At 64.7% G+C, this 26788-nt stretch carries 26 protein-coding genes and 1 tRNA gene; 6 read left to right on the forward strand and 21 right to left on the reverse strand.

The features are described 5' to 3' along the window. Nucleotides 1–131: 131 nt before the first annotated feature. The 4 genes from ACETII_RS16545 to clpS all read right to left on the reverse strand — a co-directional run bounded on the left by ACETII_RS16545 (nucleotide 132) and on the right by clpS (nucleotide 5264). Nucleotides 132–1025, reverse strand: a complete 894-nt coding sequence (locus ACETII_RS16545; protein ID WP_472786219.1) for a class I SAM-dependent methyltransferase — start codon at nucleotides 1023–1025, stop codon at nucleotides 132–134. Nucleotides 1026–1088: 63 nt separating this feature from the next. Continuing rightward, nucleotides 1089–2324, reverse strand: coding sequence for a glycosyltransferase (locus ACETII_RS16550; protein WP_472786220.1), 1236 nt, complete (start codon nucleotides 2322–2324; stop codon nucleotides 1089–1091). A gap of 146 nt (nucleotides 2325–2470) precedes the next feature. Beyond that, nucleotides 2471–4912, reverse strand: coding sequence for an ATP-dependent Clp protease ATP-binding subunit ClpA (clpA, locus tag ACETII_RS16555; RefSeq protein ID WP_363347841.1), 2442 nt, complete (start codon nucleotides 4910–4912; stop codon nucleotides 2471–2473). Nucleotides 4913–4925: 13 nt separating this feature from the next. Beyond that, the gene (gene clpS / locus ACETII_RS16560; protein ID WP_363351360.1) at nucleotides 4926–5264 is read right to left on the reverse strand and encodes an ATP-dependent Clp protease adapter ClpS; all 339 of its coding nucleotides are present in this window, start codon (nucleotides 5262–5264) and stop codon (nucleotides 4926–4928) included. Between the two features lie 318 nt (nucleotides 5265–5582). Here clpS and ACETII_RS16565 point away from each other — a divergent pair, with 318 nt between their 5' ends. Both ACETII_RS16565 and ACETII_RS16570 read left to right on the forward strand, forming a co-directional pair. Continuing rightward, nucleotides 5583–5912 (forward strand): hypothetical protein, encoded by a 330-nt coding sequence (locus ACETII_RS16565; RefSeq protein ID WP_472786221.1) that lies wholly within the window; start codon nucleotides 5583–5585, stop codon nucleotides 5910–5912. A gap of 276 nt (nucleotides 5913–6188) precedes the next feature. Then, nucleotides 6189–7673, forward strand: a complete 1485-nt coding sequence (locus ACETII_RS16570) for a DEAD/DEAH box helicase (protein WP_363347846.1) — start codon at nucleotides 6189–6191, stop codon at nucleotides 7671–7673. Between the two features lie 156 nt (nucleotides 7674–7829). On the opposite strand, the gene ACETII_RS16575 is transcribed toward ACETII_RS16570, so the two are convergent. The 7 genes from ACETII_RS16575 to topA form a co-directional block, all read right to left on the reverse strand. Then, nucleotides 7830–8264, reverse strand: a complete 435-nt coding sequence (locus tag ACETII_RS16575) for an HIT family protein (protein ID WP_363347848.1) — start codon at nucleotides 8262–8264, stop codon at nucleotides 7830–7832. 19 nt (nucleotides 8265–8283) lie between these two features. Further along, nucleotides 8284–9147, reverse strand: coding sequence for a prephenate dehydratase (locus ACETII_RS16580; protein WP_363347850.1), 864 nt, complete (start codon nucleotides 9145–9147; stop codon nucleotides 8284–8286). Continuing rightward, entirely contained in the window at nucleotides 9144–9899 is a 756-nt protein-coding gene (locus tag ACETII_RS16585; RefSeq protein ID WP_363347852.1) for a 3-deoxy-manno-octulosonate cytidylyltransferase, read from the reverse strand. The genes ACETII_RS16580 and ACETII_RS16585 overlap by 4 nt, the downstream gene beginning before the upstream one ends. Further along, nucleotides 9896–10300 (reverse strand): hypothetical protein, encoded by a 405-nt coding sequence (locus ACETII_RS16590; RefSeq protein WP_363347854.1) that lies wholly within the window; start codon nucleotides 10298–10300, stop codon nucleotides 9896–9898. Before ACETII_RS16590 ends, ACETII_RS16585 begins: the two co-directional genes overlap by 4 nt. A 503-nt stretch (nucleotides 10301–10803) precedes the next feature. Further along, nucleotides 10804–10971 (reverse strand): 50S ribosomal protein L33, encoded by a 168-nt coding sequence (rpmG, locus tag ACETII_RS16595; RefSeq protein ID WP_014892635.1) that lies wholly within the window; start codon nucleotides 10969–10971, stop codon nucleotides 10804–10806. A gap of 117 nt (nucleotides 10972–11088) precedes the next feature. Then, a complete protein-coding gene (rnr, locus tag ACETII_RS16600; RefSeq protein ID WP_472786222.1) occupies nucleotides 11089–13371 on the reverse strand; it encodes a ribonuclease R in 2283 nt (760 codons plus the stop codon). A gap of 275 nt (nucleotides 13372–13646) precedes the next feature. Continuing rightward, on the reverse strand, nucleotides 13647–16529 hold the full coding sequence (topA, locus tag ACETII_RS16605) for a type I DNA topoisomerase (protein WP_472786223.1): 2883 nt from the start codon (nucleotides 16527–16529) through the stop codon (nucleotides 13647–13649). 104 nt (nucleotides 16530–16633) lie between these two features. Between topA and ACETII_RS16610 the strand changes: the two genes are divergently transcribed. The 3 genes from ACETII_RS16610 (at nucleotide 16634) to ACETII_RS16620 (ending at nucleotide 18029) form a co-directional block, all read left to right on the forward strand. Continuing rightward, on the forward strand, nucleotides 16634–17125 hold the full coding sequence (locus tag ACETII_RS16610; RefSeq protein ID WP_472786224.1) for a cupin domain-containing protein: 492 nt from the start codon (nucleotides 16634–16636) through the stop codon (nucleotides 17123–17125). Nucleotides 17126–17159: 34 nt separating this feature from the next. Then, on the forward strand, nucleotides 17160–17873 hold the full coding sequence (locus tag ACETII_RS16615; protein ID WP_472786225.1) for an MgtC/SapB family protein: 714 nt from the start codon (nucleotides 17160–17162) through the stop codon (nucleotides 17871–17873). Between the two features lie 82 nt (nucleotides 17874–17955). Beyond that, nucleotides 17956–18029: transfer RNA gene (locus ACETII_RS16620), tRNA-Cys, on the forward strand. A gap of 8 nt (nucleotides 18030–18037) precedes the next feature. Here ACETII_RS16620 and ACETII_RS16625 read toward each other — a convergent pair. The 3 genes from ACETII_RS16625 to ACETII_RS16635 are packed head-to-tail and all read right to left on the reverse strand — an operon-like array spanning nucleotide 18038 to nucleotide 19515. Further along, nucleotides 18038–19135 carry a tyrosine-type recombinase/integrase gene (locus ACETII_RS16625; RefSeq protein WP_472786226.1) on the reverse strand — a complete coding sequence of 366 codons (1098 nt, stop codon included), beginning with the start codon at nucleotides 19133–19135 and terminating at the stop codon, nucleotides 18038–18040. Nucleotides 19136–19138: 3 nt separating this feature from the next. Next, on the reverse strand, nucleotides 19139–19324 hold the full coding sequence (locus ACETII_RS16630) for a hypothetical protein (RefSeq protein ID WP_472786227.1): 186 nt from the start codon (nucleotides 19322–19324) through the stop codon (nucleotides 19139–19141). Then, nucleotides 19324–19515 (reverse strand): Arc family DNA-binding protein, encoded by a 192-nt coding sequence (locus tag ACETII_RS16635; RefSeq protein WP_472786228.1) that lies wholly within the window; start codon nucleotides 19513–19515, stop codon nucleotides 19324–19326. Before ACETII_RS16635 ends, ACETII_RS16630 begins: the two co-directional genes overlap by 1 nt. Before the next feature lie 117 nt (nucleotides 19516–19632). Here ACETII_RS16635 and ACETII_RS16640 point away from each other — a divergent pair, with 117 nt between their 5' ends. Next, nucleotides 19633–19902, forward strand: coding sequence for an Arc family DNA-binding protein (locus ACETII_RS16640; RefSeq protein ID WP_472786229.1), 270 nt, complete (start codon nucleotides 19633–19635; stop codon nucleotides 19900–19902). Nucleotides 19903–20492: 590 nt separating this feature from the next. Here the strand turns inward: ACETII_RS16640 and ACETII_RS16645 are convergent. From ACETII_RS16645 to ACETII_RS16675, 7 genes are all read right to left on the reverse strand, one after another. After that, nucleotides 20493–20951 (reverse strand): hypothetical protein, encoded by a 459-nt coding sequence (locus ACETII_RS16645; RefSeq protein ID WP_472786230.1) that lies wholly within the window; start codon nucleotides 20949–20951, stop codon nucleotides 20493–20495. A gap of 457 nt (nucleotides 20952–21408) precedes the next feature. Beyond that, nucleotides 21409–22467, reverse strand: coding sequence for a phage portal protein (locus ACETII_RS16650; protein ID WP_472786231.1), 1059 nt, complete (start codon nucleotides 22465–22467; stop codon nucleotides 21409–21411). After that, nucleotides 22464–22994, reverse strand: coding sequence for a hypothetical protein (locus ACETII_RS16655; RefSeq protein WP_472786232.1), 531 nt, complete (start codon nucleotides 22992–22994; stop codon nucleotides 22464–22466). The genes ACETII_RS16650 and ACETII_RS16655 overlap by 4 nt, the downstream gene beginning before the upstream one ends. Then, a complete protein-coding gene (locus ACETII_RS16660) occupies nucleotides 22994–23521 on the reverse strand; it encodes an HK97 family phage prohead protease (RefSeq protein ID WP_472786233.1) in 528 nt (175 codons plus the stop codon). Before ACETII_RS16660 ends, ACETII_RS16655 begins: the two co-directional genes overlap by 1 nt. Then, nucleotides 23521–24774, reverse strand: a complete 1254-nt coding sequence (locus ACETII_RS16665) for a phage major capsid protein (RefSeq protein WP_472786234.1) — start codon at nucleotides 24772–24774, stop codon at nucleotides 23521–23523. Before ACETII_RS16665 ends, ACETII_RS16660 begins: the two co-directional genes overlap by 1 nt. Beyond that, nucleotides 24759–25076, reverse strand: coding sequence for an HNH endonuclease (locus tag ACETII_RS16670; RefSeq protein WP_472786235.1), 318 nt, complete (start codon nucleotides 25074–25076; stop codon nucleotides 24759–24761). Before ACETII_RS16670 ends, ACETII_RS16665 begins: the two co-directional genes overlap by 16 nt. Next, nucleotides 25067–26578, reverse strand: a complete 1512-nt coding sequence (locus ACETII_RS16675; RefSeq protein ID WP_472786236.1) for a terminase large subunit domain-containing protein — start codon at nucleotides 26576–26578, stop codon at nucleotides 25067–25069. Before ACETII_RS16675 ends, ACETII_RS16670 begins: the two co-directional genes overlap by 10 nt. Nucleotides 26579–26788: the final 210 nt, after the last annotated feature.

The following is a 26788-nucleotide window of genomic DNA, read 5'->3' on the forward strand; positions in this document are numbered from 1 at the left end:
GTCTGCCGGCGAAGCGGCCGTTTCCTTCGCGCGCAGGCGTGTTTCCAACTCCATTTTCCGTCGGTAGAGACGCCGATGAGCATCATTACTTGGGGACGGGCCAACGCCAGCGCAGGCGTTCGCGGGGGCGCTCACTTCCTGGCGAGCAGGATCGGCTGATGCTGGGCGCCGCCGGGCATGTGCACGATCTCGCAATCCTTGAAGCCCGCTTCCGTGCACACTTTGAACAGATAAGCGGTACGAAAGGCGACAGCGGCCTCGGGCTGCTCGAGCGACTCCACCTGGGCGTGGCCGATCGTATGCCGGAACGTATGGCGCGTTCCGTAAGTGGCCGGCGGATAGTCGAGATTGAAGTGCGAATGCATGATCGCGCCGCCGCTGCGCAGCAGACGGTAGCTCTCGCGGATGTAGTTTTCCAAATCCGCTTCGAGCACATGGGTCAATAAGGAGTTGGAAAAAACGAGATCGACCGCGCCATCCGCCTCGGGTATGCGGTAGGGCGTCGTCGCGCCGCCGTTTCGATGGTAGGAGACGCTCGAATCCGTGGAATGATGGAATCGGAAGCGCGCGGCGTCGTAATGCTGTTCGCACCAGATGATCGCCTCTGCGTCGATATCGACGCCGATATAGGTTCCGCTGAAGCGGCGTCCGCGAAAATTGTAGTCGCGCAGCCAGTGCGCCCAACGTCCGCAGCCGGAGCCAATGTCGAGGATCGTCGAATCCGGCTTCGCCAGACCCTCGCTGAAGGCGAACATCCAGAAATCCCGAGCGTGGACGAGAAAGTGGGTCTGGTTGTTGAGAATGCGGTTGCCGACGCCGATGCGCACGCGCAGATGGTTGGGCGGCAGGTTGCGGAACTCCGGATAGATCCAGCGCGGCGCAATGTCGAAGGCGTTGATCACCGCCTTGAACAACGGATTGAAGGTCAGCAGCGATGTCGACGGAAACAGCCTGCGCGCCAGGCGATCGAGACTCAAACGGTTACTGGCGGGATTGGGCGCGGAAGAAGCGGAAACCGAAGACATGCGGCGCTCCATGCGGCGGCGCGGACAATCACGCCTTTTGCAGACTTGCTTAAGCTCGAGTGTTTAATCTCGCGTTACGCCTGCCGCAAAGGGGCGCGCGCGGCTCTTGCGCGCCGCTTCACCCGACGGCGTGGCGGCTAACCGCTTGGCGCGCGCCGCGAGCGCGTCGCGATAACCCTGGAGAATGTCATTGACCATTCTGTCGACGGTGAAGCGTGAGGCGACGAAATCATGCAGCGCCGCCGCCTTCGCGCGCCGCCCCTCGGTCTCGGCGAGCGCGGCGCGCAACGTGGCCGCAAGAATTTGCGGATTGTCGCAAGCGATCAGGCGATCGGCGTAGGGCCCGTAAATCTCCGGCATGCCGCCGACATCGGTTGCTACGAGCGGCAGCATGGCCCCCGCCGCTTCCAGCGCAATATAGGGCAGGGACTCGAACCGGCTCGGGAGGACCATTGTCCGCCCCAGCGCGAAGGCGTCGCGGGCCGGCATGCGGGCGTGCAAAGTGAGCTGGCCGCCGACCCCGGCCTGCTCGGCGCGCGCGACGAGAATTTCCGCTTCCGGGCCGTCGCCGACCATCAGGAGGCTCGGCCGGATATTGTCGCGCGCAAGCAGGTTCAGAGCGTCGATCAGCGTGTCGACGCCCTTGGCGCGGCGAAATTCGCCGACATAAAGCAGATCCGCTGCGTCGGGCCGCGGCTCGACGGGGATGAATTCGGCCGGCGAAACGCCATTCGGGATGGTCCGCGCAAGCCCTTTGGGCTTGCCAACGAAGGTCTCGAAGCGACCCGCGATGAAGGCGCTCTCGAAAAGCAACGCGTCCGTGCGCGCCGCCAGCACACGCTCGATCGCCATGAAGACGCGGTGTCGGCGTGAACCGGGCTCGAAATTCAGGCTGCCCCCGTGGGGCGTATAGACACGGACCGGACTTCTGTTTCCGGAGAGCAGGCCGGTCAGACGCGCATAAACGCCGCCCTTCGATCCGTGGCCGTGGACGACATCGGGCCGTAACGCCGCGACGCGCCGGGCGATGACGATCGCCGCCACAAGGTCCGACGGATGAGGGAGGCGGCGAATGGGAACCCGCAGAAGGCCGAGCGCGAGATGCGGGAAGAGCTCGGCCAATTGCCGTTCCGCCATCTCGCCGCCCGTCAACGAGTCGGCGACGATCCCGACCTTGTGGCCGCGTGCGATCTGTTCGCGCGTGAGATCCTGCACGTGACGGAAAAGACCGCCGACGGGCGCCCGCAACACATGCAAGATGCGCAGCGGCGCGTCAGCTTCCTCTGCGGAATGCAGCACAGCAACGCCCTTCTCGCCCGGCTGGTCCGCCGAACGTAATCTTGACCATTCTCCTTGAGCTTGAGTACTGCGGAGGGGTTTAAAAAGAATGAGCGGCGCTCGCCGGGCGAGCGCCGCTCTCTCAATTCACGGTCGGATCATGCGCGTCAGTTGCGCATGGAGGCCGGATTGGCGTCTGGCTCGGGCGCTTCTGGCGTCCCGGGCTCGCGGCTGTCGGGGTCATGGTCCTCGGCGCTGGCGCGCTTCTTTCCCGCCTCGATGATGTCGCGTTCGGGACGCGGCAGCACGGGGCCTTCAGGGAAGACGAAGCCAAGCTTTTTCGCGCCCTTGTCGTCCCCGACCACCACGACGCGCACTGCGCCGCCGTTCTTCAGCCGGCCGAACAGCACCTCGTCGGCGAGCGGGGTCTTGATCGCCTGATGGATCACGCGCGACATCGGGCGAGCGCCCATCGCCTCGTCATAGCCGTGCTCGACGAGCCAGCCGCGCGCCTCGTCTGTCAACTCGATCGTCACATTGCGGTCGGCCAGCTGCGCCTCGAGCTGCATGATGAACTTGTCGACGACGCGCTTGATGACCTCGACCGGCAGATGGCCGAAAGGCACGATCGCATCGAGACGGTTGCGGAACTCCGGCGCGAACAGGCGGTTGATCGCCTCGCTGTCGTCGAGATCGGCGCGGGTGCGCGTAAAGCCGATCGGCGTGCGGGCGAGGTCCTGAGCCCCCGCATTCGTCGTCATGATGAGGATGACGTTGCGGAAATCGATCGTCTTGCCGTTGTGGTCGGTGAGCTTCCCGTGGTCCATCACCTGCAGCAGGATGTTGTAGAGGTCGGGGTGCGCCTTCTCGATCTCGTCGAGCAGCAGGACGCAGTGCGGATGCTGGTCGATCGCGTCGGTCAAGAGACCGCCCTGGTCGAAGCCGACATAGCCGGGAGGCGCGCCGATCAGCCGGCTGACGGTGTGGCGCTCCATATATTCGGACATGTCGAAGCGGACGAGCTCGATGCCGAGCGAGGTGGCGAGCTGGCGGGCGGCCTCGGTCTTGCCGACGCCCGTCGGGCCGGAGAAGAGATAGCAGCCGATCGGCTTCTCCTGATCGCGCAGCCCCGCGCGGGCGAGCTTGATCGCCGAGGTGAGCGCGGAGATCGCTTTGTCCTGGCCGTAGACCACACGCCGCAGCGTCTCGTCGAGATGGGCGAGCACTTCGGCGTCGTCCTTCGAGACCGTCTTCGGCGGGACGCGCGCCATCGTCGCGATCGTCGCCTCGATCTCCTTGATGCCGATGGTCTTCTTGCGCTTGTTCTCGGTGAGCAGCATTTGCGCCGCGCCGGTCTCGTCGATCACGTCGATCGCCTTGTCCGGCAGCTTGCGGTCGTGGATGTAACGGGCCGAGAGCTCCACGGCCGCCTTCAGCGCGTCATTGGTGTAACGGATCTTGTGAAACTCTTCGAAGTAAGGCTTCAGCCCCTTGATGATCTCCACCGCATCCGGGATCGACGGCTCGTTCACGTCGATCTTCTGGAAGCGGCGCACCAGCGCGCGATCCTTTTCGAAATATTGACGATATTCCTTGTAGGTCGTCGAGCCGATGCAGCGCAGAACGCCTTGGGCGAGCGCGGGCTTCAGCAGGTTCGAGGCGTCCATCGCGCCGCCGGACGTGGCGCCGGCGCCAATCACCGTATGAATCTCGTCGATGAACAGGATCGCGTTCTTGTGGTTCTCGATTTCCTTGACCACCTGTTTCAGGCGCTCTTCGAAATCGCCGCGATAACGCGTGCCGGCGAGGAGCGAGCCCATATCGAGCGCGAAGACCGTGGCGCCCGCGAGCACGTCCGGCACCTCGCCTTGGGTGATCTTGCGGGCGAGCCCTTCGGCGATCGCCGTCTTGCCGACGCCGGGATCGCCGACGAGCAGCGGGTTGTTCTTGTGACGGCGGCAGAGCACCTGAATCGTGCGCAGCACTTCGGCTTCGCGGCCAATCAGAGGATCGATGCGGCCGTCGCGCGCCTTCCTGTTGAGATTGACGCAATAAGCCTCCAGCGCGCCTTCCTTCTTGCGGCTGTCCCCGTCACGGCTGTCCCGGCCATCCGCGCGGTCGCTCTCGTCCTCGACGCCGCGCGGCGTGCGCGTCTGGTCCGAAAGACCAGGGCGCTTGGCGATGCCGTGGCTGATGTAATTGACCGCGTCGTAGCGCGTCATATCCTGCTCCTGCAGGAAATAGACGGCGTGGCTTTCGCGCTCTGCAAAGAGGGCGACGAGAACATTCGCGCCGCTCACGTCCTCGCGGCCGGACGACTGCACGCTGATAATGGCCCGCTGCACGACGCGTTGAAAGCCGGCGGTCGGCTTGCACTCGTCCGCGTCTTCGTTGACCAGATTGTCGAGCTCGCGATCGATGTAGTCGCGCAAATTCTTGGCGAGAAGGTCGAGGTCGACCGAGCAGGCGCGCAGCACGGCCGAGGCGTCGGCGTCCTCGATCAGGCTGAGCAGCAGATGCTCGAGCGTGGCGTATTCGTGATGACGCTCCCGCGCGGAGGCGAGGGCGCGGTCCAGTGTCTGTTTAAGATTGCGCGAGAACGTCGGCATTCGCTGCGAGCCCCTATTTCTTCTCCATGATGCACTGCAAGGGATGCTGGTGCTTCCTTGCGAAATCCATCACTTGGGTGACCTTGGTTTCGGCGACTTCGTACGTGTACACGCCACACTCGCCGACGCCATGATTGTGGACATGCAGCATGATGCGGGTGGCTTCCTCGACCGACTTGTTGAAATATTTGCGCAAGACGATCACGACGAATTCCTGCGTCGTGTAGTCGTCGTTGAGCAACAGCACGCGATACATGTTCGGGCGACGGGTCTGCTGGCGCGTGCGCGTAATCAGCGCGGTGCCGGTCCCTTGACCGTCGCCGGCTTTCTTCGGCTCCTTGCCCGCTCGCATGGGTGCGCGCGCCGGGTCGCGGCCCGTCTGCGAAAACGCTTGCTGGGATTTGATGGATATCAAGTCCGGCACGTCCGTCTCGTCCTTCAGTCCTTTCCATGTAGTTCCCGTGGAAAGTTCTTTCACGGGCGCATGGAGCAATTTCTTTGCCGCAGCCGCTGGGGGCCGAAAAGCTTGTCCGTCGGCGACTCGCGTAGTCTTCTGCGTCAGGGCCGCCTTGGCAAGAGGCCAGGAGCCGGCTGGCGCGGCAATTCAGCCATGAACCAGATATTTACGATAATCTCCTAGAAAAGGGTCGTTGGTTAAAAGGTTGCGAAGATGTCCGGTTACGAACATAACGACCGTCACCCACGCCATAACGGCGCCGGCAGCGTTTGGAGCCTTGCCGCCTTTTCCGCCGCTGTTTTTCTTTGCAGCCTGCTTGTGGCCAAGGTCTTGTCCCAATTCGTCGAGAGCGAACGTCTGGCGCGGGCGGGCTATGACAAAGTGGCGCGCGACGCTGGGGTGAAGGCGGAGCCATCGACTCGTCGATTTTTTACGCACAGTTTCGGCGTCGACGCCGTCGTCACGGGCGCGATCTCCTCCCAGAGGCCGGCGACCCTGTCGCCCTGTGGCGAGGCCAGCAAGGCCGACAAGTCCGCCAAATAGGGCGTCGCGGGCTTGCGGCGGCGGGTTTCGGGAGGCTGGGCCTTTGAAAACTTCCCGAAAAACCGCCCGGGGGGCTCGCATTTCCATTGACATTTGCCCATTTGTTCTTCAAGCATGCGGCGTGGCTTTGGCCCCCGCTTCTTGCGGCGACGGTTAGGCGAGCCAGTCCGTCCTCGCGGCGATGACGGCGCCTTCTCTCCTGACATCTTGCGCGCTTTACAAACGGCTGGCGCGCAGCGGTCTTCCCGCCCAGGCAAGCCGTAACCAGGATAATTGATGACATTCGACGAATTGGGCCTTTCGGACAAAGTGCGCGCGGCCGTGCAGGCTGCGGGCTACGCCACTCCGACGCCCATCCAGGCGCAGGCCATTCCGCCCGCGCTCCAAGGCCGGGACATTCTCGGCATCGCCCAGACCGGAACGGGCAAGACGGCCGCCTTCACGCTGCCGATGCTGAGCCGCCTCGAACAAGGCCGCGCCCGCGCGCGCATGCCGCGCACGCTGATTCTCGAGCCCACCCGCGAACTCGCGGCGCAGGTCGAAGAGAGCTTCGCCAAATATGGCGCCAACCATCGCTTGAACGTCGCCCTGCTGATCGGCGGGGTCTCCTTCGGCGATCAGGAAGCCAAGATCATGCGCGGCGCGGACGTGCTGATCGCCACGCCGGGACGGCTGCTCGACTTCTTCGATCGCGGCAAGCTGCTGTTGACCGGCATCGAGATCCTCGTCATCGACGAGGCCGACCGTATGCTGGACATGGGTTTCATTCCCGACATCGAGCGCGTCTGCAAGCTCGTGCCCTTCACGCGCCAGACGCTCTTCTTCTCCGCGACGATGCCGCCGGAGATCACGCGCCTCACCGAGGCTTTCCTGCACAATCCGGTTCGCGTGGAAGTTTCCCGCGCCGCCACGACGGCCACGACCATCCGTCAGGCGCTCGTCGCCTCACATGGCCACGCCGACAAGCGCGAGACGCTGCGCAGCCTGATCCGCGGCGCTGAAAACCTCAAGAACGCGATCATCTTCTGCAATCGCAAGCGCGACGTCGCGATTTTGCACCGCTCCCTGGTCAAGCACGGTTTTCCGGCGGGCGCGCTGCATGGCGACATGGATCAGCTTGCCCGCATGGCCTCGCTCGACGCGTTCAAGACCGGCGACGTGTCGCTTCTCGTCTGCTCCGACGTCGCGGCGCGCGGCCTCGACATCCCGGACGTCAGCCACGTCTTCAATTTCGACGTGCCGACGCATAGCGAAGACTATGTCCACCGTATCGGCCGCACCGGCCGCGCCGGGCGCTCGGGCGTCGCGCTGACCATCGTCACCGAAGACGACGCCAAATATGTCGATCAGATCCAGAATCTGATCGGCAAGCCGATCGAGTGGGAGGGGCCGGGCTTCGACGCTTTGCCGCCGCCCATGGAGACGACCCGTCCGCATGACCATCGCCGTGGCGGACGCGGCGAGCGCGGCGGCCGTCGCGAACGGAGTGAGCGGAGCCGCAGGACAACCGAGCGGGTCGAGCGCGTGGAGAGAGTCGAGCGCGTAGAGCGGGTCGCAGCGGAGGGGCCTGTCGCCATGGGGCGTCCCGCCCATGCGCCGCGCCGACCGGAAAGCGAGCCCGTCCGTCCGCGGACGACGGAGCGTCGCGGGCGCCGCCATCACGAGGACGATGGGCCGCCTGTCATCGGTCTCGGCGACCACGTCCCGTCCTTCCTGTTGCGCCCGGTGACCCTGCGCCCCGCGAAAGTGGCGGAAGAGTAGGGGAAGCCGCCTTCCTGACCCCTGCCGAGGCGGGGGCCTCCTTCTCCCGCAAGGGAGAAGGGGAGGCGCGACCAAGATCATGACATAAAGCCAGGCGAGCAACGGTTGCGCCGTTCCGCTCGCAGAAAAAGGCGTCGCGCCGACGGAAAGGGGGGCCTATCCCTCGAACGGCGTCAGAGCCGCCTTAATCTTCCCCGCCTGTTCGGCAAGCCTCTCATTATCGGCCATGGTTCCCGGCGGGCGCAGGGCGACGCCGTCCCAGCGGGGCAAAAGGTGGAAATGCAGGTGATAGATCACCTGGCCGCCGGCGCTCTCGTTGAATTGATGCAGCGTCAGGCCGTCTGCTTGAAAAGCCGCCTGAACCGCCCTGGCAACATGCTGCACGCGCTTCATGAGTTCGCCGAGGGTCGCGGGCGAGACGTCGAGAAGTCCGCGCGCGCCTTCCTTCGGAATCACCAGGACATGGCCTTCTGCTCGCGGCATGATGTCCATGAAAGCGAGCGCCACGTCGTCTTCATAGACTTTGTGCGCCGGAATCTCGCCGCGAAGGATTTTGCCAAAAATATTGTTGGGATCATAGGCGGCGGACATGTCGTTTCCCCTGTTCAGCTCAATCGCCAAATTCGAAGCCGCGGATATTTGTGACGCGAAATTCCGACGCCGGATAGACGCCCAGAATTTCCACTTCCTTCGAGAAGAAACGCAGTTCCTCCAGCGCGCGCGCCAGCGGCGGCTGCTCGGGATGGCCATCGACGTCGACGAGGAAGCGCGTCGCGGCGAATTCGCCGTCGACCATGTAGCTTTCGAGCTTCGTCATATTGACGCCGTTGGTGGCGAAGCCGCCGAGTGATTTGTAGAGCGCCGCGGGCACGTTGCGCACGCGGAAGACGAAAGTCGTCATGGTCGGGCCGCAATCGACGGTCGCCCATTGGCTGGTGCGCGAGAGAACGATGAAGCGCGTGGTGTTGTGCGCCTCGTCTTCCACGTTCTCGGCAAGGATCTCGAGCCCGTAGATCTCGGCCGCGAGGCGCGGGGCCAGCGCCGCCTTGGTCGGGTCGTTCCACTCGGCGACTTCGCGCGCGGCGCCGGCGGTATCGCCGGCGGTATGCGCCACGAGTCCCAGATCACGAATGATGCGGCGGCATTGGCCGAGCGCATGGACATGGCTGTAGACCGCGCGCAGACCGTCGCGCGTCGCGCCTCTGGGCGCCATGAGGTGAAAATGGATGGGCAGAAAATGCTCGCCGATAATGTGCAGGCCCGAATGCGGCAGAAAATGATGAATGTCAGCGACGCGTCCCGCGATCGAATTTTCGATGGGAATCATGCCGAGCGCCGCCCGGCCTTCGCTGATCGCGGCGAAGGCGTCCTCGAAACTCGCGCAAGGGAGGGGCGTCATGTCGGGATAGGCGTGCCGGCAGACGAAGTCGGAGTTCGCGCCGGGCTCTCCCTGATAGGCGATATACTGGTTCACTGGTGATCCTGCCGGCTCGCCGCGGCGCGCAAGGCCGCGAGGTCGCGCCCGGTATCTACCGATGGACTTGCTTTGTCCAGCACGGCCGCGTCGATGCGCATCCCTGCCTCCAAAGCGCGGAGCTGCTCGAGATTTTCGCGTCGCTCCAGCGGCGAGGGCGGCGAGGCGGCGAAGCGCTCGAGGCTTTCCCGCCGGAAGGCGTAGACGCCAATATGTTTGTAGAGCGGACCCTCGCCCCAGGGCGCGCGGGCGCGGGTGAAGTAAAGCGCGCGCAGCCGCGCCGCCGCGATTGGCGTTCCGACGAGCTTTACGGCGTTGGGGTCGTCGGCCTCTTCAGCGACGGCGGGCGCGGCGAGCGTGCCGATGTCGACCGTCAAATCGGCAAGAAGCGCCAGAGCCGCGGCGAGCGCGCCGTCGGGTAGAAAGGGGTTGTCGCCCTGAAGGTTCACGACAGCGTCATGGCGGCGTTCTGGATCGAGAGTCGCGAGGGCGGCGGCGATGCGGTCGCTGCCGCAGCGAAAGTCGCCCGGCTGAAACAGGGCGGCGCCGCCGGCGGCGTGAATGACGCCGGCGATCTCATCCGAGTCGGTTACGACCGCGACAGGCGCGACGCCGGCGGCGCAGGCGCGCGTCCAGACATGCTCGATCATCGGGCGCCCGCCGATATCGGCGAGCGCCTTGCGCGGCAGCCGGGTCGAGCCGAGCCGCGCCGGAATCAGAATGATCGGCGCGCGCGGAGACTGAGGGCTCAATAGGCGTTGTTGTCCTCGGCCATCCAGCCTTTTTCTGTCTTCACGAAGTGCAGCGTGCCTTCGCTGGTGTGCACTTCGCTCTTGGCGAAGGTGCGATCGTCGTCGATGCCGAGGAAAGCGCATTTGCCGCGTTCGCGCTCGTCCCGGCACTTGGCCTCGAAGCCCTCCGGGAACTGCACTTCCGCCTCGTACATCAGTTCGAAGGCGTCGACATTGTCGCGCTTCACCTCGCGAGCGTTGACCTTTTTGAAAGAGACGATTTTGGCGTCGACGCCGTTCTTCTCCAAAATATTGCGCAACACTTTCGCGCCCGTTGCGTCGCCGGGCTGATGGCTCCCGCAGCCGGCCAGCGAGATTGCGGCGGCGAGGCCCAGCAACAGGCGCAGATGACGTATGATCATTCATTTCCTCCGAAGCGGCGCGCAGAAAGCGCGCATTTTTTGTTGTTTTTAGCGGAAAATATCCCGCGCGTCGCCGGCGTTTTGATTTTTCGATGACCCGATTGTGAAAAAACATATCAGAGAGTTGCAATTTTGTGCAGCCGGGGTAACTTGTCTCCGCCGAACGAGTTGCGTGTCTGGCGACGCCGCGAAGGAGCTGAAAAAAGCGCCCACGGCGTAATCAAGCGTTCGATGCGTAACGGCAAGAACTCGAATACCCTACGGAGTGCTCAGGTCCGCCGCATCTCCTGGGTCCGTGGGGTTGGCCGGCTGATGATGGTTGGAGTGGCCTCCTTGAAGCCATTGTCAGTCGGCCGCCTTCATTCGAGACGGCAAGCACTCTTCCTAGCATAAATCTGACAGAAACGGCCCCGCAAGAGGCGGAGCCGTGTCGTCTCGCGTTTTTCGCGAAGTTTTGCCCGGATTCGCCTCGAGCTGGCCGGCGCGCGCCGACTCGGCGGGCGTTACTTGATCTTGGTTTCCTTGAACTCGACGTGCTTGCGCACGACGGGGTCATATTTCTTGAAGACGAGCTTCTCGGTCTTGGTGCGCGCGTTCTTCTTGGTGACGTAGAAATAGCCCGTGTCCGCCGTGGACAGGAGCTTGATCTTGATCATGGCGGACTTGGCCATCGCACTCGTTCCAGTCTGATAGAGAACAGAAAAACGCCCCCGCCGCTACGAGAGTCGCGGCGGGCGACGAATTTGCGCGCACCATACGTGCGATGGGCGGGATGTCAAGGCGAATGGCTAACGCCGGCCCTTGACCCGCGCACGCTCGGCCCTTTTCGGGCCTTTCTCCCGCTTTCCGAAGGCGGATGGCGGCGGCGTCCGCTTTTCGCCGCCGCCGACCACCTCGAATCTCAGCGCCCCGGCGATCGGGGCGGCCTCGACGAGTCGCACCTCGACGACGTCGGCGAGTCGGTAGCTGACGCCCGAGCGCGACGTCAGCGAATGGCTCGCTCCGTCGTAGGAATAATATTCACGCCCGAGCGTCGCCGCCGGAACAAAGCCATCGGCGCCGGTTTCGATGAGGCGCACGAACAGGCCTGATTTGGTGACGCCGGAGATGCGCGCCCCGAAACGCGCGCCGATCTGGTCGGCAAGATAATGCGCGATCAGCCGGTCGACCGTTTCACGCTCGGCCGCCATGGCCCGGCGTTCCGCGGCGGAAATCTTGGCGGCGACTTCGGCCAGTTCGCCCGCCGGCGTGTCGGGCAGGGCGCCCTCGCCGAGTCTCAGCGCGCGGATCAGCGCGCGATGCACGATGAGATCGGCGTAGCGGCGGATCGGCGAGGTGAAATGCGCATAGCGCCGCAGGTTCAGACCGAAATGGCCGTAGTTCTCATGCGTGTATTCAGCCTGCGCCTGCGTGCGCAGGATGATCTCATTGACGATGTTCTCATGCTCCAGGCCCTTCACGCGTTCGAGAATCACGTTGAAATTGGCGGGCTTGAGCACCTGTCCCTTGGCGAGTTTGACGCCGATCGTTTGCAGGAACTCCGCGAGCGCTGTGACTTTCTCCTTCGACGGCTCGTCATGGGCGCGGTAGATGAGCTGCTGGCGCTGCTCTTCCAGCGTCTCGGCGGCCGCGACATTGGCGAGGATCATGAATTCTTCGATGAGCCGATGCGCCTCGAGCCGCGGCGGGATGACGACGCGATCGAATGAGCCGTCGGGCTTCAAGAGAATCTTGCGTTCGGGCAGATCGAGATCGAGCGGGGCGCGCAAGTTTCGCGCGTGCTGCAGGGCCTCATGCGCCGCATAAAGCGGGCGCAGCACGCTTTCCAGCAACGGCGTCGTCTTGTCGTCAGGGCTTCCGTCGATCGCCGCCTGGGCCTGCTGGTAGGAGAGCTTGGCGCGCGAACGCATCATCACGCGATGGAAGCTATGGCCGATCTTGCGCCCCTTGCTGGTCACGCGCATGCGCACGGCGAGCGCCGGCCGGTCTTCGTTCTCGCGCAGCGAGCAGAGATCGTTGGAGATTCGTTCTGGGAGCATCGGCACCACGCGGTCGGGGAAATAGACCGAATTGCCGCGCTCCAGCGCGTCTTTGTCGAGAGGCGCGCGAGGCTTTACGTAATAGGCCACGTCAGCGATCGCGACCGTGAGGATGAAGCCGCCGTCATTGTCCGGAGTCGGGTCGGGCGCGGCGTGCACGGCGTCGTCGTGATCCTTGGCGTCCGGGGGATCAATGGTCACGAGCGGCAGCTCGCGCCAGTCCTCTCGACCCTGCAGCGTGGCGGGTTTGGCGCGTTCGGCTTCTGCGACGGCTTCGGCGCGGAAGACGTCGGGGATGTCGTGGGCGCGCAGCGCGATGAGGCTCACGGCCTTTTCACCGGTCACCGAGCCGAGCGTTTCCCGCACCCGCGCGCGCGGCGCTCCGAAGCGCGTCTTGCCGACGAGATCGACGGAAACGAGATCGCCCTCCTTGCCCTCGCCAAGGTCGGCCGCCGCGACCATCAGCTCGCGGCCGGCCTGTTTCTTGTCGATGGGAACGATGCGGCCATGGCCGTTGGGCTCGACGCGCAGCACGCCCAGCACGCGATGGCGGGCGCGCGACAGGAGCTTGACGACGCGGCCGACGTAAGGGGGCTCGTCGGGGCCGGCGTCGGGATCGGGTTCGGCGCGCACCAGCGCGCGGTCGCCGACGCCGGGCAGCGGCTCGCCGGGCCTCGCGCGGCGCGGCGCGCGGATGAGAATGCGCGGCGGCTCGCCGAGCGCATCCTCGTCCCATTCGACGGGAACCGCAATCAGTTCGCCTTCCTTGTCGCGTCCGACGACGTCGACGAGAGCGACGGGGGGCAGCGCGCCCTTGCGGTTGAGGCGACGGCCGCGCTTTTCGATCGCGCCTTCGTCGGCGAGCGAGGAAATCATGCGCTTGAGCGCGACGCGGTCCTCGCCCTTGAGGCCGAAAGCGCGGGCGATCTCGCGCACGCCGATCTTGCGGGGGCCGCCCGCTTCGCGCTCGCGGGCGATAAAGGCTAGAATATCGTCTCGGGTGGGTTGTTGCGGTGCTTTTTTTGTCGGCAAGGCCATGCTCTATCGCCCGGCTCAGGGGCCGGGCCAGTAATAAACTGGCTCAAACATAGGGTGTGCCGGGCCGTTACGCCATGGCGGGCGCGCTGTTGTGACTTAAGCTGTTGTCGGCCCGCCCTCGCCCTTCGAGACGCCGACTGCGGCGGCTCCTCAGGATGAGGGCTAGGTTTGAGCTTTACGCTGGCGGGCGGCAAGACAGGCCGCACCCTGAGGAGCGAGCGCAGCACGCGTCTCGAAGGGCGAGGCCGCCTCGGCCTTTGATGGCCAGATTACCGCGCCGCCGCCTTTTTCGTCACCGCCTTCTTCGCTGGCGCCTTCTTCGTGGCCGCGGCCTTCTTCACCGGCTTTGCGTCCTCGAAAGGCGTCTCGTCGCTACCCTCGATAATTTTCTTCGTCGCCGCCTTTTTCGCGGGGGCCTTCTTGGGGGCCGCCTTCTTCTTCGGCGCGCCGCCCTTTTCCTCGATGAGCTTGATCGCGTCGTCGAGCGTCACATCCTCGGCCGAGAGGCTTTTCGGCAGCGTAGCGTTCACCTTGCCGAGATTGACGTAGGGCCCGAAGCGTCCGGCGCGCACGGTGATGGTTCCGCCGTCCGGGTGCTCGCCGAGGACGCGCCCGCCGGTCGTCCCGCCGCCGCCCGCGGCCTTGGCGGCGATCATCTCCAGCGCCTGTTCGAGGGTCAGCGACGCGGGATCGACGGCGCGGGGGATTGTCGCGTTGATCTTGCCCCAGTTCACATAAGGGCCGAAACGGCCGGATTTCACCGTCACCGCGCCGCCGTCGGGATGGTCGCCGAGCGAGCGGCCCGGCTCCGACGCGCGCGAGAAGCGCGAACCGCCGGCGCCCGATTCTTTCTGCACGATCAGGTCGATCGCCCGGTTGGCGCCAATCGTCAGCACATCGTCCGCGCCGCCGACATTGGCGTAGGTCTTGCCGTGCTGCACATAGGGGCCGAAACGGCCGATGTTGGCGACGATCGGCTCGCCGGTCGTCGGGTGCTTCGCGACCTCGCGCGGCAGCGATAGCAGCGCCAGCGCCTGCTGGAGCGTGAGGTCGTCCGGCTTGATGTTTTTCGGCAGCGACGCGCGCTTGGGCTTTTCGCCGCCGTCCTCCTGCTCGCCCTCCTGCACATAGGCGCCGAAACGTCCGTCGCGCAGCGTGATCTCTGCGCCGGTCTCCGGGTCCTGGCCCAGCACTTTCACGCCGGGGCGCGCGTTCTCGGCGGCGTCGCCGGTCGGCGGCGAGAGCGTCCGCGTATAGCGGCACTCGGGATAATTCGAGCAGCCGATGAAGGCGCCGAATTTGCCGACCTTGAGCGACAATTGTCCGGCGTTGCAAGCCGGGCAGAGGCGGGGATCGGAGCCGTCCTCCTTCGCGGGGAAGATATGCGGGCCCAGAAGCTCGTTCAAACTGTCGAGCACCTGCGTCGTGCGCAGATCCTTGGTCTCGTTCACCGCTGCGGAAAAATCGCGCCAGAAGTCGCGCAGCACCTCTTTCCAGTCAATCTCGTTATTCGAGACGAGATCGAGCTTTTCTTCGAGGTCGGCGGTGAAGTCGAATTCGACGTAGCGGGTGAAGAAGCTTTCCAGAAAGGCGACGACGAGGCGCCCCTTGTCTTCCGGGATCAGCCGCTTCTTGTCGAGCCGCACATAGTCGCGGTCGCGCAGCGTCGCGAGCGTCGAGGCGTAAGTCGAGGGGCGGCCGATGCCGAGCTCCTCCATGCGCTTCACCAGCGTCGCCTCGGTGTAGCGCGGCGGCGGCTCGGTGAAATGCTGGGTGGCGTCGATCTTTTCGCGCGTGCAGGGCTCGCCTTCCTTCATCGGCGGCAGGCGGCCGCTCTCCTCGTCGCCGTCGTCGTCGCGGCCTTCCTGATAAAGCGCCAGGAAGCCGGGAAAGCGCACGACCTGACCCGTCGCGCGCAGATCGAGCGTGCGGGCGCCGGCCTTCGCCTCGATGTCGACCGTGGTGCGTTCGAGCTCGGCCGACTCCATCTGGCTCGCGATCGTGCGGGTCCAGATCAGCTCGTAGAGCTTGGCCTGGTCGGGCTCCAGATATTTCGCGACGTCCTTCGGCAGGCGGGCGGCGTCGGTCGGGCGGATCGCCTCATGGGCTTCCTGCGCGTTCTTGGCCTTGGCGGAGTATTTGCGCGGGGCGTCGGGGACGAAGCGGTCGCCATATTCCTTTGCGATGACGCGGCGCGCGCTGGCCACGGCCTCGGGCGCCATGTCGACGCCGTCGGTTCGCATATAAGTAATGAGTCCGACGGTCTCGCCGCCGACGTCGACTCCCTCATAGAGGCGCTGCGCGATGCGCATGGTGATCGCCGGGGCGAGGCCGAGCTTGCGCGAGGCCTCCTGCTGCAGCGTCGAGGTGGTGAAGGGCGCGTAAGGATGCCGCTTCACCGGCTTGGCTTCGACCGAGCGCACGGTGAAGCTCGCCGCGAGCAGCGCCTTCTTGAAGTCTTCGGCCTCTTCGCCCTTGCCGATGTCGAGCCGGGCGATCTTCTTGCCGTCTGCGCCGACGAGCCGGGCGATGAAGGGCTCGCCCGCTTTGGTCTTCAGATGGGCGACGAGCGACCAATATTCCTGCGCGACGAATTTCTCGATTTCGAGCTCGCGGTCGCAGACGAGACGCAGCGCCACCGACTGGACGCGGCCGGCCGATCGCGCGCCGGGGAGCTTGCGCCACAAGACCGGCGAGAGGGTGAAGCCGACGAGATAGTCGAGCGCGCGGCGGGCGAGATAGGCGTCGACCAGCGCCTGGTCGATCTGGCGCGGATTCGCCATCGCCTCGCGCACCGCGTCCTTGGTGATGGCGTTGAAGACGACGCGCTCGATTTTCTTGTCCTTGAGCGCCTTCTTCTTGTTGAGAATCTCGATCAGATGCCAGGAGATGGCCTCGCCTTCGCGATCCGGGTCGGTGGCGAGAATGACTTTGTCGGCGTCCTTGACGGCCTGGGCGATCTCGGAGACGCGCTTGGCGCCCCTTGCGTCCATCTCCCAGACCATGGCGAAGTCGGCGTCCGGATCGACTGAGCCGTCCTTCGGCGGCAGGTCGCGGACATGGCCCATGCTGGCGAGGACGTGGAAATCGCGGCCCAAATACTTGTTGATGGTCTTGGCCTTGGCCGGCGATTCAACGATGACGACGTTCATTCCTGATCAATCCCGGAGCGCGCCGGTCCGGCGCATGGGGCGCGAAGATGGGCAGAACCGGCGGCGGCTGTCAAATTGGACCCGAATCGGGAAGGGGAAGCCACATGGCCGGAAATGACGACAAAGAGAGCCGCCCGCGGGCCGTTCAGGCGGCCGAGGTGGCGCCCCGAAACAGACCGTCGCTGTATCCCGCGCCTTTCGCCGATCGGGTTGCGGGACGGGAAAAACGCGCCCTCGGCGACGCCTTTGGGCTCACCAACTTTGGCGTCAATCTCACTCGCCTTGCGCCGGGCGCGTCCTCGGCGCTGCTGCATCGCCACCGCCGGCAGGACGAGTTCGTCTATATTCTCGAAGGCGCGCCGACGCTGGTGACGGAGGACGGGGAGACGCAGCTTGGGCCGGGAATGTGCGCCGGCTTTCCGGCGGGCGGCGTCGCCCATCGGCTCGTCAATCGAACCGGCACAGACGCGCTCTATCTCGAGGTGGGCGACCGTACCCCGGAGGACTGCGCGGAATACCCCGCCGACGATCTCGAGGCGCGCCTCGGGCCGGACGGGCGCTGGCGGTTCTTCCACAAGGACGGACGTCCTTATTAGATGGTTAAAGCCCCGCGGGGCAGGGGTCCAATCAATGGCCGGGATCATCAGTTTCAACGGCGTCGAATTCTTGAACACCTTCGTCTCGCTCATCGTGGCGCTCGTGCTCGGCACGCTGATCGGCGCGGAGCGGCAATATCGCCAGCGCAACGCCGGCCTGCGCACGAATGCCCTGGTCGCGCTGGGCGCCTCCGCCTTCGTCGATCTCGGCATGCGGCTGATGGGCAATCAGGGCGCGACCCAGGTTCTCGCCTATGTCGCGTCGGGCGTCGGCTTCCTCGGCGCGGGCGTGATTTTGAAGGAGGGTATGAATATCCGCGGCCTCAACACGGCCGCGACAATCTGGTGCTCGGCGGTGACGGGCGCCTTCGCCGGCGCCGACCATCCGGCCGAAGCTCTGCTCATGTGCGGCTTTGTGTTGGCGGGCAACACCTTCCTGCGGCCGCTCGTCAATTTCATCGAGCGCGCGCCGATCGACGAGAGCCAGACCGAGGCGACCTTCGAATTGCGGGTGAGCACGGACGACGCGAGTCGCGACGCTTTGCGCGAATTGATCGAGGAGCGGCTGGCGGCAGCCAAATATCCCGCGCTGGAAATGAGAGACGTCGAGCGGGAGGAGGGCGTCGAAATCGTCGCCACGCTCGCGCCGACGAGCGTCGACGCGGCCGAACTCGACGCGCTCGTCGATGATCTCGCCCGGCTTGCGAACGTCTCCCACGCGACTTGGGCGTCGCGCGCCTCGGACTGACCGGTTGGGACACTTGCCGGCCGTTGCGGCCTCCTGTAAGAGCGGTCGCAGGCGAAGCGCGTCGCGCCTTCGCCGCCCGGATGGCCTCGTGGCGGAGTGGCTACGCAGAGGACTGCAAATCCTTGTACGGGGGTTCGATTCCCTCCGAGGCCTCCACGAGTTTTCTAAGCATCTGATTTACCTTTCTCTTTTTGATTATTCCCCGCACCTTGGCATAGGGTACGGGCCAACTCCGTTCTCTCTTCACCCCTAAACGCCTTTCGGAGCGCCGACGCAGCGAGCTTTTTCTTGCTAGCTGCTCGCGTGTAGATCGTGGACGTCTGACGGTCCCGCCATCCAAACAGCGCCTCTAGCTCCGCCTCGGTTGCTTCGCCCTCTGCGGCCAGCGTGGCGAGCGCCTTGCGCAATCCGTGGGCTGATCCTGGCACCCCGGCCGCATCGCAGGCCTCACGGAACCAGTTCCCAAAGCCCGCCTTGGCCCTCGGGGCGCCGGTCTCTGTTGATATCAGCGCAAGGTCGCCGGTTGGAGAGCGGGCGACAATGTCGGCCAAGGCGGGGGCGAGCGGCATATCAATGCGCTCGCCCGTCTTCTCTGTCTTTGGAAGCGCAATCCAGCCGTCTCGAATGTGCTGGCGTCCAAGTCTCACAGCGTCCCCGCGCCGTAACCCGGTGTAGAGAAGGACCGCCATGGCGAGACGCTGGCGCGTCCCTATGGGCCAGTGCGCTTCAAAGCGCCGGATTTCCTCTACCGTCCATGTCGCATGGCCCTCAGTCTCCGCCTTGGCGAACGACACGCCCTCGGTCGGGTCTGACTCGATGTGCTGCGCTTCTTTCGCCCATGCGAACAAGTGGCGCATCACTTTCAGAAAATGGTTCGCTTGGTGAGGTGTCGCCCGGCGCTCGTCGCGCCCCGCGACGATGTGGGCGCGCTCGATGGCCTTGAAGGGGACATGCCCAGCGCGGCTGATCACTTGGCGGAGGATCGCCTCCCGCTGGCGCTGCGTCGCCGGTTTGAAATCGGCCCAAGCGGTTGTTTCGCGATAACGGGCGATCAGCCACGCCAGAGACTTGGCGTCGCGCTCGGGGCGCGCCGCAGGAAGCGGCTTCCCGGCGATGGCGGCATGATAGGCCGCCATGAATTCCTCTGAACCGTATTCGCCCTTGATCCGGAGGCGCGGACCTTTCCCCATGCGCACATAATAAGTGAGGGTTCCGTGTCGGGACCGTTCGTATTGCAGAAAGGGCAGGCGGGGCTTGGGCATGGGCTAGAGCCTGATATCGAGCTTGGTGGGCCGAGGCTCCGCCTTCTTCTCTTCGACCGCAAGGGCCGGCACTATGCGAATTGTCCCGTCCGGCGTCACTTCGACGGCCATCGGGCAGGGGGCCGACGCAGCGGCCTTAACAGCCCGGTTCCAGTCCGCCTGAGTGATGCGGGAGGGACGGCCGGACATTAAGCGGTCGCCTTCACGGCAGGCTGGGCGCGGCTTTCCTCGATGGCCCAGCCTGTCGAGGCTTTGATGTGCCGCTCTATCGCTGCCACAATCTCCGCATTCATGGACCGGCGGTTTGATCTCGCGAGTCCTTTGATTTCCTCGCGCATCCCGTCAGGTAAGCGGATAACGGCTTTGTCGAGACTCTGCATGGTCGCTCCTATGATGGCTCAATGCCATGATGGCTCATAGCCTTTATTGCGTCAAGGCGCTTTTGATGGCTCATAGCCACAATGCAGGAAGGTCCAAGACAACCGCAGGATAAGTTCGTGCTCCGTCTGCCGGACGGGATGCGGGATGAAATCGCCAAAGCCGCAAAGGCCAACGGGCGTTCGATGAACGCCGAAATTGTGAACCGACTTCAGCGATCGTTCGATCCGGAGGTTGAGCATCTCGCGACCATGGCGAAAGTTCTCGAGAAGTTCTCTCGTGACGTAGCGGAGCGCGCACATGATCTCGAAGCACTCGAAAAGCGACGCAGGGAAATAGAAGGGCGGCGGCGGTCGAAGAAAGACAAGTCCAATTCCGACGCCAATTAGCGCGGGGCTTAATTCTTCGCTTTGTGAGGAATTAAGCGCTGATCGACTCCCCCGTATTGGTTGCTCCGGCACTGGCCTTGACGACCTAAGTTCAACTTAGCCCGTTGCCCATGGCGCCCGCGCCACCGGCTAGCGAATCGTCCCCGGATCAAGGCGCGCCCGATGGCCCAGGGCAAGCGAAATCCGCGAAGCAAGCCGGATACCCGCCGGCGCCTGTTAATAAGACTCGCATCTCGACCGCTATGGTCTGACCGGCGGCGTAAGGCTTTTGCGCGGGCCGACGATCCGTTGCAATCTAGATACGCCAAGAGATCAGGGGTCCCTATCTCGACGTTGGCGACGCCCTCGACAACATTCACGCGCGGGCGTCGCGGTCATAGCTCGGCAAATACAGGAGAAAGAATGGACAAAGTATATTTATTCTTAGCAGCCGCTCACGCGACTGGGGCCATAGCGTATCTCGCTTTGGCCTTCAGCCACGGAGCGGGCGGTTAAAGGCTCCCACCTTCAACAAGCCTTCCCGCGAGGCTCTCATCTCGCGGGGGGCACTCCAAATTCTTTGGATTTGGACGTCGTGTCAACTTTCTCGCCTACTCCACCCGCCCGAACTGGTTCGTTCCCCGCCGGCCCGTCGTTCCAGCCTTCGCCCGCAAGCGACTCGCCTTGCGGTTCTCCAGTAGATGCCTGCCCAAACATTCTGCGCAAAGCTTTTTATCCTGCCGCCGCGCACCAATGATCGGCTTGCGGCAATCCACGCAAATCAGCGCCGCGCGGACGTGCGCACGCCAGCCCTGGAACTCCTCATAGTTCGCCGCGCGTGTGCACTCCTTGGAGCAATAAATCTGCCTTCCCCCGCGTCCCGTCCGTTGCTCAAAGCCCTTTGCACACCACGGGCATATTTCGTCGGGCAAGTCGTCGAGCGTCGTGATAGCAGGCTCTTGAACAATACTGCTGCGCGGCTTGCTTCTGTCGAAAACCTTTTCGACACACCGGGCATTCTCTTTCTGGTTGCCGCTCAATCCACGCGGCACGATAGGCTTTGAGCGCAAGGGAAACTGCCTCCTTGTCGCGCCGGCTGTGCTGATCGACCTTCGCGGCCTTGGCGCACACCGGGCCGCAGTAGCGCAGCGCGCCCTCGGGGAGCGGCTTCGCGCAGCGCTTGCAGCGCTCGCGCAGGATCGGCGCATGTCCCTCCTGCGTGTATTCCGACTGTCCCTGCTGCCATGTCGGGCGCTTTGCCCCTACCTTCTTCAGCGCGGACTCAATGATGGCCGCCGCCTCGGCGTCCGCTTGCCCCCAGCGCCACCCTGCAGTGCAAAGGCGCGCGCGGACCCCGGCGCGCCCCGGTCCCTCAACCACGAAGGGGGTAGGCGCTACCTCCCGCATTAGCGCAGCCAATGCGTCGCGGATGGCTGTCCGGCGATCCGGTCGGAGTCGCCGTATGAGCGTCGCTGGCGCCATGCAGGAGGCCCCCTGTCATCGGATTGCGAGCTACCTGTGACGGCGTCATTTTTCCCAATCGAGACGCGCGAGAATGCCGGCGATGGCCGCCGTATCCAGGCCGGCCTCCTTGGCCTGCGCGAGAGCCTGGACGAAGGTGGAGAAGGCTCGCGCCGCCCCTCCGGCGTCGAACGCTTGTAACGGCCGCAGAACGTCAATGGCGACGGCCGATCCGAGCTTCTGCGAAGCCTCCTCCGCAATGAGCTCGCCAATGGGCTGGAGCCCATAGGTTGCAAGGTGGCGCTGCGCTTCCCTGATCGCCGGGCCCTGGCCAGCTTTATCGAGAAGGCACGGGAGCACGAAGAAGACGCCAAGGACGGCGTTGCGCGCCGCCTCCAGCGTCTCGGTCGTCATTGCCTGTTGAAGGTTCGGGGTAACGTCTTGCGGCTTCCAATCGACGGCCGGCGCTGGGCCGCCGGCCGCCGACACGGCGACGGACTCCCGGAGGAGGACGCGACCGCGCCGCCCCCTGAAACCCCGCCCGAGAGTTTCAAGGTCAATGTTGGGAGCTTCAGGAAACGGCACGATTTGCGAGCCGAGCGGCGCATACTCGAAAACTTCGGCAAGCGCGCTTTCTACCGATTCCAAGAGGGAACCGGTAAGGCCGGAGCGGCGGAGCGGCGAAGATCCGGCCCAAGGCGTCGCCGGGTCGGATCCGATCCTGAAATGCAAAACCTCGGGCGCCAGGACGGTCATCGTGCGACCGCCGCCCGCTTCGCTGATCGAAACGCGATAGGCGGAGGGTCGGCCGTTGCGCGTGGACAAATCCCAATCCGAGCAGGGGATGAGCATGTCCGCGTCGATCAGGAGCACGGCCTCGCCGCGTAGCGCGAGAGCGCGAGCGGCTAGCGCCATTGTCCGGCGGTTGAGCATGGGCGCGCCGGTCACGTCCGCAGCGGCAAAGGCGTGCTCCCAAAGGCCGATGCAGCTTTGGACGGTCGCGGTCAGTTCGCCAATGCCGGAGCGCCCGGCAATATAGGCGGCGCGGGCTGCAATTATCTCTGACGTAAATCCGCTCGCCGATGAGCGCTTTTCAACTTTCTGCCACGGCCAGCGCCAGTTCATTGTGGCCTCCTGTAGCCGCGCAGAAGATCGGCGGCGCCGCTTTTCTGAAGCGCGCTGGCGACGGCGTTTAGGTCATACTCGAAAGACCCAATGTCCTGGACCGTCTCTGCGCGAAGGCCTGCGCGACCATCGCTCGCCGCGAAATATTCCGCGAGTCGCCTATAGGCTTGATTTACGATTTCCGGCACGGGCCCGGCGCCAACTGTGCCTGTGAACCGATACGGCCCACAGCCGGACAGGACGTAACCCCCGAGCGGCGAGGCCGAAAGCGCCGCGTCTTCTTGCCATGCGCCATTCACCCAGCGCTCAACCGTGGTGATGGTCGCAGGCGAAAGGGGAGCCTCCCAATTGCCTGGCCCTTCCACGATCCACTGGATATCGCGCGCGCTGAAGCGTTGCGCGGTGTAGTGCTCCAGGCGAGCCCAAATGATCGCGGGTGCGATCATCGCGGCCTCAACGGACATGCTGGGCGGTCGCGCCGGCCATTGCGCCGGCGCCCATTCGATTTGCTTCAGCGTCTCGGCCATTACGCCCTCCAGATGCGCGCCACGCGCTGCATGGCCTTCTCCGGCTTGGCAAAGAGCGCCTCGGCCCGGGCCTCAACGCTCGTGTCCTGATAGGCCGGGAAACTTTGCACAATTGAGATCTCGTAAAGATCGACCGCACGGAGCTCGCGGCGCCGCCCGTTCCAAAAATCCTTCTTCGCCTTGAAGCCAAAGGACGCGCCGCCAATGTCGCCGCGCTTCACGAGCTCGTGGATGTCGCGGCCTAAGCTTGTGTCCGCCGTGTCGATTTCGAAGTGCAGCCCGCGCGTATCTTCCGCGAGTCGTAAGGTTCCGCTCCGCGTCCGCCCGAGCAACGCGCGCGGGTCGTGATCGGCAAGCGCGAGAATGTCGCGACCGCTCGCCAACGTGTCCTTGAAGGCGCCGGCGCGGATGGTTTCCACGAAGTCGCCAATGCGGGTTTCGGTCCCGAAGACTGCCGCATAGCCCTCGAGACGGTGGGGGAAATCCCCCACCGTCCTGAGCTCGAGATTGCAGGAGCGGCGCTCCATTATTGGATGCCCGTGAGGATTTCCAATTGCGCTCCGCGCGCGACGGTAACATCCATCGTCGCAAGAGCAGTGAGGCGGAGGCCGCCGCTCGCCGCGTCTGAATACGGATCACGGATCACGTCAATCGCGCCCCAAAGGCCCACAAAGATCGGAGGCACGCCGCCCACGTTCGTTGTCAGAAGCGCCTTCGATGCGGCCGGCGAGCCGGTCGGAGCGGCGAGCGCATTCGAAGACATGACGACGTTTGAAGGCGGAATGTGCGACGCGAGTCGATCCCATTCGGAAACGGCGGTGCCGCTGATCAATGTGCCGTCGAGGGCGTCCCAAACCTCGGGCCGGATCAGCAAGCGAACGTCCGCAGGAGAACCGGCCGCATTGGCGATCAGGAACCGCTTCACGGCGGCCCGGAAAGCCGCCCAGGAGGCCGCAGCGGCGATGCTGGTCGAGGTGATGCCGTAGGAGCCGACAAGCACGCCGGCGGGCTCGCCCGACGATCCAGCGCCCAGGAAAACCGCCTTGTCCATGGCCACGCCGATGCAGCCGTTCATGTCGCGCCGCACGGCTTGCTCCAGCGCGTCGCCCACCTGCTTCATGGACTTGCGCGTGATCTTCATGGTGATGCCCAGACTATTCGCGGGCGTCATCGGCTTGTCGGTCGTGGCGTAGGCGGTCGGGCCGCCGACGCTGCCCGTCTCGGTCGCGGCCCACGCGGCCGCAACCGCGCTGGTCGTCACCGGGTATTCGATGCTGCCAGAGTCGATATTGATGAAGTTTGCGCCCATGCGCGCAGCGGCGCCGGCCGCAAAGATGCGGTCAATAATCGGCATGGTGCGCATGGGGTCAGGAACGCCGCTCGCGACCGTCTCGCCGGTGCGCTTTTCGAGCGCCGCCCACGGGACCGGAACGCCGCGATAGCCGCCCTTGGAGCGGAGCTCGGTCACGATTTCGGCAGTCGGGCCATCGAGCACGCGGCCCTCATCGACGGAGAGCGCCACCTGTCGCAGTTCGAACTTGGAGACGAGCTCCGCCCATTCCTTGGAGCCGCGCGTTTCGAGCTCGCCCTTGGCGTCGCGGCGCTCCTGATCTTCAGTGATCAGCGCAGCGCGGTAACGCGTCTCGTTACGGTGATACTCCGCATCGAGGTCGGTCATCTGCCGCGTCTCATTTTCGTCGGGGCTTTCCTTTCCGACGATGGCCGCGAGCGCCTGGCGAATCTCGCTCTGGCGACGGCTGATCTTCACTGACTCAAGCATTCAGCATTCCCTTTCTTAGACAGTTCGAGCACCAAGTTGCGCCACTCGCTACGCCCGGCGAGCGGACGGCGCCCCATTTCCGCGTTCGTCTTTTCAGAGTGGCAGGGGACACAAAGGCTCTGGAGGTTCGAGAGCTCGTAGGCGAGCTCGGGATGCGTCCTGAGCGGCTTAATGTGGTCGCACTCCAGATCAGCCCGCGCGCCGCATTTGACGCATTGGAAGCCGTCTCTGCGCAGCGCGAAAAAGCGAAGGCGCTTCCACCTTTTCGAGCCGTAGACGCGCCAGCCGAGCCTCAGACCCATAGCGCCGTCCTCGCGGTTCTCTGGGGACGTCCCGCGATCCGCGCGCCTTCCGCGACGGCGAGAACGCTCGCCGCCGCCGCGTCGATGCGGCCGTTGCTGCGCGCTTTCGCGAGCTTCAGGTTGTTCGCGGGGTCGCGGAGGCAGATCGCATCTGCAAAGGCGGAGCGCAGGAGCAATGACGGCGCTGCTTTCACCCGGCCGTCGAAGCATGCGCGCCGGAACCGTTCGCAGTCTTCTCCGCCGTCTCGGAAGCCTTGCCCGCGCCAGATGATCGGCGCCCGAATGCCGGCGCGATCGATGGCTTCGCCAACCTCGCTCTGCTTGAAGCGGTCTGCGACGATGGCCGCGATTTGCTGGCCCTCTACATGGCGCAGCGTTTCGATGAGCCATGGGCTCACGGGAACGGTCGCATCGCCAAGGGTCGAGAGCTCGCCCCGGTCCCGCATTTCGCAGTAGCGATTGCCGACGCCATCGGCCTGCCCACGCGCGAGAAGATCGGGCTTTCCAGGGAAGCAGCCCAAGCATTCGAGTCGGCCCGTCTCGGGCCAGTAGAACGCCGCCGCCGACATGCTCGCGGAGCCGCCCAAGTCGATTCCGATAACGACGGCGCCCTGTCGCGGCGGAAGATCCGAGGACTCGCACTGGAGCCATTCGTCCACGGTCAGGAGGAGGTCGCGCGTCTCGCCGCTCACCCGCTCATTTCTGTTGTAAAGCCGAAAACTCGTAAGGGCTCCGCCTCCGCGCGCGATGGCGCGGCGGGCTTGCGCCCGGAGCCATTCCATCGAGGAGCCGATGCCCGCCTTGCTGCCAGGGTTGGCCAGGAGGAGGCTTTCGAGGTCATCTGCCGGCAGTCCCGGCGACGGGCGATGCTCCTGCCGGTAAACGCCCTCTTGCTCCTCATCGAGCCACTTGCTGAACGGGTGCGCATCGTCGGGCGCCGAGGTCGATATGATCAGCGCCCGGCCACCGCGCTTGCCGAGGCCGGAGAGGATGGCGTGCTCCAGGGCGTCGCCCTTGTCGCGCTCCCAATGTCCGCGCTCATCCAAGAGCGCCAGCGTCGGGGCGGAGCCGAGAATGCTTTTGCCATCGGCCGGGACGACGCGCATTAACCCGCCGCCGTCGCCGCCATACTCGATTTCGAGCTTCGCCCCGCGCCGAAAGCGGAGGAGTTCCTGCTTCTCATCGGGCAGGGACCGAGAGAGACCGGCCGCGAAATTCCAGGCGACTTGCGCCTGATCGCGCGTGCGGGCCGCGAGCAATATTTCCCGCCGGGGTTGCTGATCCCACACCCCGAGGAGCTCAGCCAAACCGAGTCCCGCAGACAGGGCGCTCTTGCCGTTGCCGCGGCCAACTGAAAGGGCCGCGGCGGTCGTCTTCGGCGCAAGGGCTCCCCGCACGAACGCTTTCTGGAACGGGGCGAGCTTTAGACGACGGCCGGCGCGAATCCCCTCGGGGACCGAGAGGCTCTCTAGGAATTTAATCGCCTTTGCGGCGTCGTTCATGTGAAAGTAATCCGCGCTAACGGATCAAATTCATATCACGAAAGCGAGAAAGGAAAAGCCCCTAGCCGAAAACACCCCCTAAACAAGGTTTTGGGCATTGGGACCAGATAGGAATTGCATCCTGCAAACGTGGCGCGTATGGTCTCGCGCAAGCCGATATGGCCATTGTCGGCATATGAACGCCCCGACGCTGGAGGTAAGCGCGGGGCG

Source organism: Methylocystis sp. NC52PC (genome assembly GCF_055698645.1).